The 12,441-nt window shown below is 59.9% G+C and carries 6 protein-coding genes; 1 reads left to right on the top strand and 5 read right to left on the bottom strand.

The window, feature by feature from the left end:
* Positions 1-109 precede the first annotated feature (109 nt).
* From F8N44_RS08390 to F8N44_RS08380, 3 genes are all read right to left on the bottom strand, one after another.
* On the bottom strand, positions 110-1,474 hold the full coding sequence (locus tag F8N44_RS08390) for a DUF3999 domain-containing protein (RefSeq protein WP_150649990.1): 1,365 nt from the start codon (positions 1,472-1,474) through the stop codon (positions 110-112).
* Complete coding sequence (locus F8N44_RS08385) at positions 1,471-5,055, bottom strand: DUF2339 domain-containing protein (RefSeq protein WP_150649989.1); 3,585 nt, start codon at positions 5,053-5,055, stop codon at positions 1,471-1,473. Before F8N44_RS08385 ends, F8N44_RS08390 begins: the two co-directional genes overlap by 4 nt.
* A 254-nt stretch (positions 5,056-5,309) precedes the next feature.
* A complete protein-coding gene (locus F8N44_RS08380) occupies positions 5,310-7,760 on the bottom strand; it encodes a glycogen/starch/alpha-glucan phosphorylase (protein ID WP_150649988.1) in 2,451 nt (816 codons plus the stop codon).
* Between the two features lie 260 nt (positions 7,761-8,020).
* Here F8N44_RS08380 and F8N44_RS08375 point away from each other — a divergent pair, with 260 nt between their 5' ends.
* Entirely contained in the window at positions 8,021-8,458 is a 438-nt protein-coding gene (locus tag F8N44_RS08375) for a YkgJ family cysteine cluster protein (protein WP_016985748.1), read from the top strand.
* A gap of 317 nt (positions 8,459-8,775) precedes the next feature.
* Here the strand turns inward: F8N44_RS08375 and typA are convergent, their stop codons facing one another.
* Positions 8,776-10,596, bottom strand: coding sequence for a translational GTPase TypA (gene typA, locus F8N44_RS08370; protein ID WP_034153003.1), 1,821 nt, complete (start codon positions 10,594-10,596; stop codon positions 8,776-8,778).
* Positions 10,597-10,735: 139 nt separating this feature from the next.
* Entirely contained in the window at positions 10,736-12,190 is a 1,455-nt protein-coding gene (thiI, locus tag F8N44_RS08365) for a tRNA uracil 4-sulfurtransferase ThiI (protein ID WP_150649987.1), read from the bottom strand.
* Positions 12,191-12,441 lie beyond the last annotated feature (251 nt).

Raw genomic sequence — 12,441 nt, 5'->3', positions numbered from 1 at the left:
TGAGAAGCCGCCTTCGCGAGCAAGCTCGCTCCCACATTGGATCTGCGTCGTTCACACATCCAGTGTGGGAGCGAGCCTGCTCGCGAATGGCGCGCAGCGACAGCCATTCTCAGGTGTTGGTCGGTGGCTTGCGCAACAAGCTAAACGCCATCGCCCCGAGAAAAACCACACTCAACAACAACACCGCCCACAAGCCGATCTTCTTCCAATTGGTCTCAGTCACTGCCGCCGTTGTCGCCGTGGAAGTCTGCGTAGCCACCACCTCCCCCTGGACCGCAGCCTTACCCAACGCCGCCAGTTTCTCCGGTTTGAAGTCCGGAATAAGCGTCGCCAATGGCAAGTTCGCCGTTTTCACCGTCGGATTACCCAATGCCAAACTGTACGGCCCCTCTCCCCGGGCGAGGAAAATCACCTGCGTGGCTCGCACCGCGTACTTCACGCTTGGCGCCTGCTCGCCCAGACCACCGCCACGTTCATCCACCGTCAGCTTCATCTGCTGCACGGTCTGCCCGTAGAGCTGCAACTCGTTCTGCACCACATCCTGGCCATTCTGCGTCAGGCGATAGAGCAAACCGCTGCTCAACTCCTGCCACGGCAAACTGCTTTCACGTCGCCCCGCCAATGTCACCGGCGCCAGACTGTTCGGCTGTTTCAGCTCAACCTGCACGCGCTCGACATTCAGACCCATCGGCAACTGCCAGGTGTACTCCCCGGCCTTGGTGCTGCTGCCGGCCAATGCCTGCGACCAGACCAATGGCAGCGGCAAATCGCGCGGATCACTGCTTTTCAATTGTGCCGCCGTCAAAATCGGCGCCGAGTTCGGCGACTCCCACAACAGCCGTACATAACGCGCCGATTGCCCCGGCAACGTCACCTCATGCTGCTCGATGCGCTCATCGGAAAAGGTCAGTCGTGCGACCTGACCTTCGCCCCACGGCTGCCAGTGCTGCAAGTCATCGCTGGCCTCGATGCTGAAACGCTGGAAGCCGTCGCGCTCGCTGGTCCAGTCGAGGATCAATTGCTGCAACGGCGCCTTGATCGCGCTGGCATCCAGCAGCCAGCCGCGCAGCACCTCTTCACCCGCCTCCAATTGACTGGACGGCTGCACTTCGACCAGCGTGCCGCTGGTGGTCGATTGCACGCGCACATTCGGCGCGCGCTCACTGGCGTCGGCGGCGTTGTACAGCGGGAACCATTTCACCTCGTGCAACTGGCCGTCATCGCGGGTCTGCGCCGACTCGCGCGCCAAGGCGTAGGCCTGCGCTTCGCCAGCGGCGTTGAATACCCGCAAGTCACTGAGATCTGTCTGGCGTGCCTGCAATTGCACGCTCAACGGCAATTCGAGGCGGTACCACGGGCCGTTGCCACTGACCGACAACGGCACCTGCGTGGCGAAGTCCGCCGGTTTTTCCTGAGCGCCGGCCGCCATCACCACGCCCAACGCCAACCAACCCAGATTTCGCATGCGACTCAAGATGAAACTCCTTCGGTGTCCGGGACCGGTTTGTCCGCCGCCGGGTCAGCATCGACGCGTTTGGGCGGCAGCGGCGCGAAGTAGCCGACCACAAGCAACAACACACCGACGCCGATAAACGAGACGATCCGGGCGAGACCGCCACGGTTGCTCAGTTCGACAAAAATCAGTTTGGCCACGACCAGTGCGATCAACGCCGCGCCGATCAGCCAGACTTCGCGACGATGACGCAGATGGCCGCCGATCATCAGCCCGAGCGCCATGAGCGTCCAGACGATCGACAAGCCAGCCTGCACCAGCATTGAGGCGAGCAGCGTATCCAGCTCGAACGGGATGCCAGCCCAATGATGCGCTGCGCGGGTGACCAGCGCAGTGCAGAAGGCGAACAGCGAAATCCCGGCAATCAATTGCGTGGCGTTATCGGCGTAGTCCTGTCGAATCGACAATTGCGATATCGCACTGCGTGACCACACATAGACGCCGAACAAAGCAAACAGCAGGCCCAACTCCAACGGGTTAAGCAGCGGCACGTATGGCAATGGTTCAGCATTGCCATCGCTGACGCCATTGGCCAGCCAGAACCACGCCAGCATCAATACTGCCAACGGCGCCGCGGCGTACAAGCGGTACTCACGGGCAAACGTCGCCACCGGCCATGGCCAGTTACGCGGTGCAGCCGCCAGCAGCAGATAAAGGCTCGGCAGAATCGCCCAACCCAGCCAGCGCCAGGCGTTGTATTGCTCGGACAACAGCAGCAGACCGTAGCGCAATTCCAGCGCCAGCACGCCGATCAGCAGCCAGCAACCGAGCACATGCGCCGTGCTCAAGGCCCGCGCCGGCAGCATCGGCGCCAAGCGTCGCAAACTGAAGAAATGCACGGCGAACACCACCGCCCACGCCAGCCAACCGAAATCGGCCGCCGGGTGATAACGCGAATGCCATGCGGCGAGCAGCACGAGACCAGCCGCCGGAATCAGCAAGGTGCAGAGCAAGCCCAGCGCCGGCCAATTCAAACGTAGCGACAACACAGTCCACAACCCCACGCTTACGGCTGCAACCAAGAGCAGCAACGTGCCTTGCAGATTCGGAGCAGCAAAACGCAGTACCTCGCTAATCCAAGCCAGCGCCCACCAACCCGCGCCCCACACCAGCAATACCTCGGACAAGCGCTGCAAACTCAACGCATCGAATGCCGAGGCGTGATTGCCCAGTTGCAGGCGCCACGCACCGATCATCGCAGCCAGGCCCAACACCAGCGGCGTCCAGAATCCGCCATGGGCCAACGGCTTCACGCCTTCGCTGGACAGAGGCCCGAGCAGCTCAGGGCCTGCGAACAAGAACGCCGCGCCGCCGATCACCTGCAACAGCAGACCGAAGACAAAACTCACTCGCTGCTGGAGGTACAGGCTCAGCCAGATGATCAGCAGGCCACTGGCCGCCCACACCGCGCTCGCTGTTTGCCACGGCAGCACAAACAACACCGCCAGATTGATCAGCACCAGGCCGGCCAGCAACACCACCGACAGACCACGCAATAGGCGCACATCGCTGCGCACCATTTCATCGCGAGCCGCTACCAGCATGCCGGCGATCAATGCCAGACCGATCAACGACGCACTGAGCAGCCCACTCCAACCGGCCTTGAACACCGCCGTCGAGTCCTCACCCGCCCCTTGCAGACGCAACAGAAATAACGCGCCACCGAGCAACTGCACGGCAAACGCGCTGAACAGGAAGGTGCGCGATTGAATCCGCAGGCCGACAAACAACGTCACCAAACCAGCCAGCGCCCAACTGATCGCCGTGCCCTGCACGAAGAAAAACAGCGGCGCCAACAGATAGAGGAAGGTCAGGCCCAGAGCTGCCAGCACTGGCAGGCCCTGGCGCTCCCACGGCGATGCCTGTTCCAGCGCAGCCTTGCGCAGTTGATAGAAACTGAACAGCAACGCAATCCCGAGCATCAACGCGCCCAGCGGCGCACCATCGAGCAAACTGCTTTCGCCGATACGCAATTGGCTGAGGAAGGCCAACGCCGACCCCAGTTGCAGCAGCAAGGCAAAGGCCCGGGCGAATGGTCGATGCTGACGCAGACCGAGCCAGAAAATCCCCGCGCCTTCTACCGCCCATGCCGCGGAGGTCCAGCGCGCATCCAGTCCCAGCGGAATCGCCAGACTGGCAAAAATCACTCCGAGCGCCAGACAGGTTTCGCCCAGCAGCATCGCGCGCCCGCCCATCAACACCTTGGCCAGCGCCATGTAGATCATGCCCAACGCCAGCGCACTGAAAGCGGCAGCAAACTCCAGATGCTGCACCAGCGCAAACTGCAAACCAAAGCCAATGATCGGCGGGCCGAACAGCATCGTTCCGTCGACATAATCGCCTTTGCGCGCCGACCAGTGCAGCAACGCCTCGCGATCACCTTCCGCCGGGGCATCGCGCATATCGAGCAATTTGCGCCGGGCGAACATCAGGCCGATGGCGAGGTACATCAGGAAGAACAGAATCAGGAACGGCTCAGTGCTCCACAACAGCTCCGGCGCATACGAACGCAGGCCCCAGGCGAAGCCGATGCCGAAGGTGCCGACGAAGCCGATCAGGTTAAGCAGACGCCAAGCCTTGAACCAGGCGATGGCAAGAATGCCGGCGTTGAGCAGCGCGAAATAACTGAACAGCGCGACGTGGTTGCCGGCGCCGGTCGAGGTCAGGATCGGTGCGGCGAATCCACCCAGTGCGGCGACGGCAGCCAACGCCAGCGAGTCTTGGGTGATCGCCAGAATCGCCGAGAACACCGTCACCGCGACTAATAATCCCAGCGCTGCGGACGGATCGAGCAACGGGTGCAGACGCATCGCCGCAAACACCGTCAGGTACAGCACCGCAATCCCGGTGCCTTGCAGCATCAAGGCGTAACTGCTGTTGCGCCGCCGTAGCCACCAGCCCAGCGCCAGCAGGCCCAACGCGGCTGCCGCGACACCGGCGTAACGTACCTCGATCGGCACAACCATGCCTTCGGTGGCGTAGCGCAGCAGAAACGCCAGACCGAAGAACAACAACACCACGCCAACGCGCAGCACGGTGTTACCGCCAAACAGCCAGTTACGCGCGGCGCTGATGCCGCGTTCGATGAGGTTCGGGCCACGGGGTTCAGCAAGTATTTGCGGTTCCGGCGTGACGGCGTCGAGGCGCCACACATCAGCGGGCAGCGGTTGGCTGGTTTCACTGGCGACGGCGGAAATCGGTTCGAGTTCGGGCGGCAGTTCCCAGACCAGTTCGGGTTCCGGGACTTCTTCAGCGGCTTTGACGGGTTCTACGACAGGCTCGGCGGCCGGCGCCGAAGTCGGTGGCGGCGCAACATGAAGGGGCGCGCCTTCGAGCAAAAACAGGCGTTGCTCGACGCCCTGCAAAGCGACCTTCGCCTGCTCAAGTTGACGTTGTTGCTCCAGCGCCTGCGAGCCAAGCCGCGCGATGCGGATCGTCTGCCCGATAGCCAGTCCGAGCAGCGCGCCCAACAGCGCCGCACTGAACGACTCGTCGAGCAGCCAGCCGAGCACCAGCCCGATCAACATGAACATCCATTGCATGGTCGATATCCCTAAGCAGCCCCAAGACGGGGCGAGTCCGGCGATTGCTTCAGTCTAGGCACAAACCCTGTGGGAGCGAGCCCGCTCGCGAAAGCGGTTTGTCAGCCAACATTTCTGTTTAACATGACAACCGCTTCGCGAGCAGGCTCGCTCCCACATTGGATCGATGCTGACTGGAGCATCCGGTTACCGGCGCTCAGTATATCGATGCGGCCCAATAAACGTTGGGCCTCGCGCACAATTGTCGCGAAAAACTACTCCAACGCTTTCCAGATATCCGTGGCGTACTCGCGAATCGTCCGGTCTGACGAGAACCAGCCCATCCGCGCCGTGTTGAGCACCGCCGAACGCCACCAGTTGTTGCTGTCGTGCCAATGCTCTTCAACGCGTTTCTGAGCCTCCCAATACGAGTCGAAATCGGCGCAGACCAGAAAGCGGTCGTAATCCACCAGCGAATCGATCAACCCGGTATAGCGCGAAGTGTCATCTGGCGAGAACACCCCGCTGCGGATCGCTTGCAGCACATCGTTCAGACGATGGGAGGCGGCGATGTCCGGCAACGCGCTGAACTCGTGGTTCTGTTTACGCGCTTCAACCTGCTGCGCGCTGAGGCCGAAAATGAACATGTGCTCGGCACCGATGCGCTCGCACATTTCCACGTTGGCGCCGTCCAGCGTGCCAATGGTCAACGCGCCGTTGAGGCCGAACTTCATGTTACTGGTACCCGAGGCCTCGAAACCGGCAGTGGAAATCTGCTCGGACAAGTCCGCCGCCGGAATGATGCTCTCCGCCAGGCTGACGTTGTAGTTGGGCAGGAACACCACTTTCAGCAGGCCGCGCACGGTCGGGTCGTTGTTCACCACCCGCGCGATGTCGTTGGTCAACTTGATGATCAGTTTGGCCTGGTGATAACTCGCCGCCGCTTTACCGGCGAAGATTTTCACCCGTGGCACCCAGTCGACTTCCGGCTCGGCGCGAATCGCCTGATACAGCGCCACGGTGTGCAGCAGGTTAAGCAACTGGCGTTTGTATTCGTGGATCCGTTTGACCTGCACATCGAACATCGCCGCCGGATTGACCGCGATGCCCAGCCGTTCATGAATCAGATAGGCCAAGGCTTTTTTGCTGTGCAGGCGTTGCTCGGCGAAGGCTTTGCGGAACGCGGTTTTTTCCGCGAACGGCTCGAGATCGAGCAATAGCTCTTCCGGGTTATCCAGCAAATCCGGCCCCAGTGCATCGACAAGCATCGAGGTCAGTTCAGAGTTGGCCTGGTACAACCAGCGGCGGAAGGTAATGCCGTTGGTTTTGTTGTTGATCCGCTCCGGATACAGCTTGTGCAGTTCGGCGAATACGGTTTTGCGCATCAGTTGCGTGTGCAATCCGGACACGCCGTTGACGCTGTGCGAGCCGAGGAACGCTAGGTTGCCCATGCGCACCCGTCGACCGTTGTCTTCTTCGATCAGCGACACCGCGCGCAGCACGTCGAAATCATGAATGCCCTTGGCCCGCAGCGAATCGATGTGCTGGGCGTTGATCAGGTAAATGATCTGCATGTGCCGCGGCAGCATGCGTTCCATCAGGCCCACCGGCCAGGTTTCCAGCGCTTCCGGCAGCAGCGTGTGATTGGTGTACGACAGCGTATCGACCGTCACTTGCCACGCCGCATCCCACGCCACGTCGTAGACGTCGACCAGTTGGCGCATCAATTCGGCTACGGCAATCGAGGGATGGGTGTCGTTGAGCTGGATCGCCGCGTGATCGCCCAAGGTCAATACCGAGGTGTGCATATTGCGGTGACGACGCAGCAGATCTTGCAGCGACGCGGCGACAAAGAAATATTCCTGGCGCAGGCGCAGTTCTTGCCCTGCTTCGGTGCTGTCCGCCGGGTAAAGCACGCGGGAGATGCTTTCGGCACGGGCTACTTCGGCGACGGCGCCCAAGTGGTCACCGGCGTTGAAGCGTTCCAGATGCAAATCTTCCATGGCGCGGGCACGCCACAGGCGCAAAGTGTTGACGCTCGCCCCGCGCCAGCCAACCACCGGCGTGTCATAAGCGATCGCGCGGACGGTTTCTGCCGGCGACCAGACCTGTTTGGATTTGCCACTGACATCGGTGACGGTTTCGACGCTGCCGCCGAAGCCGATGGAGTAGACGACCTCTGGCCGCTCGAACTCCCACGGGTTGCCGAAATCCAGCCAGTGCTCGGTCTGCTCCTGCTGCCAGCCGTCGACGATGGCCTGGCGGAACAAGCCGTGCTCATACCGAATGCCATAACCATGGCCCGCGATACCGAGGGTCGACATGCTTTCCATGAAGCACGCCGCCAGACGACCAAGGCCGCCGTTGCCAAGCGCAGCATCGGGCTCCAGCAAACGAATGCGTTCCAGATCGACACCGAGTTCGGTCAGCGCTTCACGGGCGACGTCGAGCAGGCCGAGATTACTCAGGCTGTCGTAGAGCAAACGGCCGATAAGAAATTCCAGCGAGAGGTAATAAACCCGCTTCTGGCCTTTGCGGTAGATCTGCCGGGTGTGGTCCATCCAGTGTTCGACCATGTGATCACGCGCCGCGAGGGCGATGGCTTCGAACCAGTCATGGTCGAAGGCGTGATCGGGGTCTTTGCCCACCGCGTAGGTGAGCTTGGTCAGGACGGCGTCGCGGAATGCGGCCACCTCTGCTTCGCGAACTAGTGGTTCTTGAGTCATCGATAGGACCTCGAGCGAGCGGGGAATTGTCTGAGCCTAGACGGTCTGACCGACGGTAGCGGCTCTGGTTCGGCAGTTTTTCCCGAGACTGTGAGATAGCCCGGCATTACCTTGTCGAGTGAGCTAATGAATGCAGGGGCCGTGCCGAATTGTCCGGCAATGTGCCTGCACGCAGAAAAAATCTGGCGAAAGGTTGTTCAAAAATCCACCAGTCCCGGTATGATCGCGCGCCCTGATGCATACACACCTGGTAACTCCCGATGATGAAGCCCAACCTGATTGCCGCCGCCGAGATCGATCGTCTCGATACGTGGGCGAAATACTCAGCCCCGATGTGCGGTTCCTGCGTGTCCAGCTGCTGCACGCTGCCGGTTGAGGTGAAGATCAAGGATCTGGTGCGCATCGGTGTGGTCGACGAGTTCGAACTGGGCGACCCGCCGAAGAACATCGCCAAGCGTTTGCAGAAGGAAGGCCTGGTCGAGCGCTTCAATCAGAAGTCCGGCATCTTTACCCTGCAGCGCATGAGCAACAACGATTGCTACTACCTGGATCGTAAGAGCCGCCTGTGCACCATTTATGACAAGCGCCCGGACACCTGCCGCAATCACCCGAAGATCGGGCCGCGCCCGGGGTATTGCGCTTATAAGCCTAAGGAAGTTGAGCGCGTGCAGAATTTCCGCGCGATCGAGAAGTTCTAAAAGCCAACCCTCACCCCAGCCCTCTCCCAAAGGGAGAGGGGGCCGACCGAGGTGTCTGGCGCCTGACATCGACCTGAAAAATCCAGTCGATTATGGATTCGTTACAGCCCGATAAAATCGATTTTGGATTCGGCAGAATTCTTTCAAGTCGGTGTATCCCCTGAGCATCCCCCAATCAGTCCCCTCTCCCTACGGGCGGTCCGACGTTTCGGGAGGGCTAGGGTGAGGGGCTTTTCAGACTAAACACATTTCCCCCAGACAAACAAAAACGCCCCAGGTCTCGCGACCGGGGGCGTTTTTTCAAGCCAGGCTAATTATTACGCCTTGGCTTTCTTGGCAGCGCGGGTACGCTCGCTTTCGTCCAGGATCTTCTTGCGAAGACGGATGGACTTAGGAGTCACTTCGCACAGCTCGTCTTCCTGGATGTATTCCAGAGCCTGTTCCAGGGTGAAGCGAACAGGTGGAACCAGAGCGATGGTTTCGTCTTTACCCGAAGCACGCATGTTGTCGAGCTTCTTGCCTTTGGTCGGGTTTACACCCAGGTCGTTGTCGCGGCTGTTCTGACCAACGATTTGACCGTTGTAGATCTCCTGGCCGTGTTCTACGAACAGCTTGCCACGAGCCTGCAGGGTTTCCAGCGAGTAGGTCAGTGCCTTACCGGTTTCAACCGAAACCAGAACGCCGTTCTGACGGCCGGACATGTGGCCCGACTTGACGGTGTCGTAGCGATCGAAGATCGAGGTCAGGATGCCAGCACCGTTGGTCAGGGTCAGGAACTGGTTACGGAAACCGATCAGACCGCGAGCAGGGATGTTGTATTCCAGACGAACACGGCCCTTGCCATCCGGCACCATGTTGCTCAGGTCGCCCTTACGCAGACCCATCTCTTCCATGACCTTGCCCTGAGCTTCTTCAGGGATGTCGATGGTCACGTTTTCGAACGGTTCTTGTTTAACGCCGTTCACTTCACGAATGATTACTTCAGGACGGCCCAGAGCCAGCTCGAAGCCTTCGCGACGCATGGTTTCGATCAGTACCGAGAGGTGCAGCTCACCACGGCCGGAAACCTTGAACTTGTCAGCGGTGTCGCCTTCTTCAACGCGCAGTGCAACGTTGTACAGCAGCTCTTTGTCCAGACGGTCCTTGATGTTACGGGACGTCACGAACTTGCCTTCTTTACCGCAGAATGGCGAGTCGTTTACCTGGAAGGTCATCGAAACGGTTGGCTCGTCAACGGTCAGAGGCTTCATCGCCTCGACAGTGTCCGGGTGGCACAGGGTGTCGGAGATGAACAGCGAGTCCATACCGCTGATGCAAACGATATCGCCTGCTGCAGCTTCTTCAACGTCGATGCGGTGCAGACCGTGGTGACCCATCAGCTTCAGGATACGGCCGTTACGGCGCTTGCCGTCGGCACCGATCGCCACAACCGGGGTGTTCGGCTTGACGCGGCCACGAGCAATACGGCCAACGCCGATAACACCCAGGAAGCTGTTGTAGTCCAGAGCGGAGATCTGCATCTGGAATGCGCCATCACGGTCAACAGCCGGAGGCGGAACGTGGTCGACTACCGCTTGGTACAGCGGGGTCATGTCTTCCGCCATGGCGGTGTGATCCAGACCGGCAATGCCGTTCAGGGCCGAGGCGTACACAACCTGGAAGTCCAGTTGTTCTTCGGTAGCACCGAGGTTGTCGAACAGGTCGAAGATCTGATCCAGAACCCAGTCCGGACGCGCGCCTGGACGGTCAACCTTGTTGATTACCACGATCGGACGCAGGCCGGCTTCGAAAGCCTTCTTGGTCACGAAACGGGTCTGCGGCATAGGGCCGTCTTGAGCGTCAACCAGCAGCAGAACGGAGTCAACCATCGACATTACACGTTCAACTTCGCCGCCGAAGTCGGCGTGGCCCGGGGTGTCCACGATGTTGATGTGGTAGCCGTTCCAGTTGATGGCGGTGTTTTTCGCCAGAATGGTAATACCGCGCTCTTTTTCCTGGTCGTTGGAGTCCATCACGCGCTCGTCGTTGAGCTCGTTGCGCTCCAGAGTGCCGGATTGACGCAGGAGTTTGTCTACCAGGGTGGTTTTACCATGGTCAACGTGGGCAATGATGGCGATGTTGCGTAGATTTTCGATCACTTGTGTATCTCGATCAGAGGATTCGGTTTGCTGACAAGTCTTGGCAGCGATTAGCAGTAGTGTCCGGCATGGCCGTTACAGCTTGACGGCGGTGTCGGGGGGCCGGTGACGCAGGCCACAGGCAAACAGCCCCGGGCACTTAGCTCGGTCGATAAACGCGCACATTGGCATGCCCCTCACTGAGCAAATGGTGAGCATGCAGGCGACTCATCACGCCTTTGTCGCAATACAGCAGGTACTGGCGAGTCGGATCCAGCTCCTTGAAACGAGCGTTCACTGCGTAGAACGGCATCGTCTGTACTTCTACGCCAGCGAGTTCCAGCGGCTCATCCTCGGCGGCATCCGGGTGACGGATGTCGATCACGATCTGACCGGCCAGTGCTTCGCTGACTTCTTCAATCTGTACGTCCTGGCCCAATTCGTCGATCACCCGATCGATCGGCACCAGTTTGGCGTTTTCGAGCGCACGCTCGAGGACCGCCATGTCGAATTCTTTCTCTTCGTGCTCAACGCGACCGCGTTTGGCGGCGGTCTTCGGATTGACCGAAATGACCCCGCAGTATTCCGGCATGTGCCGGGCGAAATCGGCGGTGCCGATCTCGTTGGCCGTGTCGATGATGTCCTGCTTGTGCGCCACGATCAGTGGACGCAGGACCAGTTTGTCGGTCACGCAGTCGATCACCGACAGGTTCGGCAGCGTCTGGCTCGACACCTGGGAGATCGCCTCGCCGGTGACCAGCGCGTCGATGTGCAGACGGTCGGCGATGTCGGAGGCCGCGCGCAACATCATACGCTTCAATACGACGCCCATATGACTGTTATCGACTTTGCCGAGAATTTCGCCCAACACTTCTTCGAACGGAACACTGACAAATAGCACGCGTTGCGAGCTGCCGTACTTCTTCCAGATGAAATGCGCGACTTCCATCACGCCCAATTCGTGGGCACGACCGCCCAGATTGAAGAAGCAGAAGTGCGTCATCAGGCCGCGACGAATGATCTGGTAGGCCGCAACCGTCGAGTCAAAGCCGCCGGACATCAATACCAGCGTCTGCTCCAGGGCGCCGAGCGGGTAGCCGCCGATGCCGTTGTGCTGGCTGTGAATAACGAACAACCGTTTGTCGCGAACTTCGATACGGACTTCGATTTCCGGCGCTTTCAGGTCGATACCGGCGGCACCGCACTCACGGCGCAGCTTGCTGCCGACGTATTTTTCGACGTCCATAGAGCTGAAGGTGTGCTTGCCGGCACGCTTGCAGCGCACCGAGAAAATCTTCCCGGCCAGTGCATCGCCGTAGTGCTGTTTGCACTTTTCGGTGATGTCGTCGAAGTCGCCCAGCGGGTACTCGTCGATCTGCAGGAAGTGCGCGATGCCCGGCATACAGGTCAGGCGCTCACCCATCTCTTTCAAGGCTTTGGGGTCGGTAACGCGGGTTTCCAGCTCGAGATTGTCCCACACACCGTTCACCACCACGGCCGGATCCAGGTCGCGGAGCACGGTGCGGATATTCTTGGCCAACTGGCGGATGAATTTCGTCCGGACAGGTCGGCTTTTGATGGTGATCTCGGGGAAGACTTTTACGATTAGTTTCATGAAAACAGCGCGCGAACGGCCAGCCGAAAAAGGGGGGCGCGGATTATAGCGGAAATTGCTCAAGGTTTAACCAGTTAATGTGCAGAAGGTTTTGCGCGCACCAAAACAGGTCATTTTCGTTTTATGACGCTACATTAAAGGGCGAGATTTTCCGCATTGAGGCGCTTTGCACCTTAATAAGCGTGAATTTGGGGCAAAAAACCCATGCTGGGGCACTGGCATGCAATTTGCTCCCTTGTGAGGCAGGTTGC

Source organism: Pseudomonas fluorescens (genome assembly GCF_902497745.1).
GTDB classification, from domain to species: Bacteria; Pseudomonadota; Gammaproteobacteria; order Pseudomonadales; family Pseudomonadaceae; genus Aquipseudomonas; species Aquipseudomonas fluorescens_BM.
This window is presented reverse-complemented; position numbering and strand designations above follow the sequence as displayed.

What these genes read in the sequence shown, in the direction of transcription:
- F8N44_RS08375 (WP_016985748.1), top strand. Translation starts at nt 8,021, where the DNA reads ATGATGAAGCCCAACCTGATTGCCGCCGCCGAGATCGATCGTCTCGAT.
- F8N44_RS08380 (WP_150649988.1), bottom strand. Translation starts at nt 7,760, where the DNA reads ATGACTCAAGAACCACTAGTTCGCGAAGCAGAGGTGGCCGCATTCCGC.
- F8N44_RS08385 (WP_150649989.1), bottom strand. Translation starts at nt 5,055, where the DNA reads ATGCAATGGATGTTCATGTTGATCGGGCTGGTGCTCGGCTGGCTGCTC.
- thiI (WP_150649987.1), bottom strand. Translation starts at nt 12,190, where the DNA reads ATGAAACTAATCGTAAAAGTCTTCCCCGAGATCACCATCAAAAGCCGA.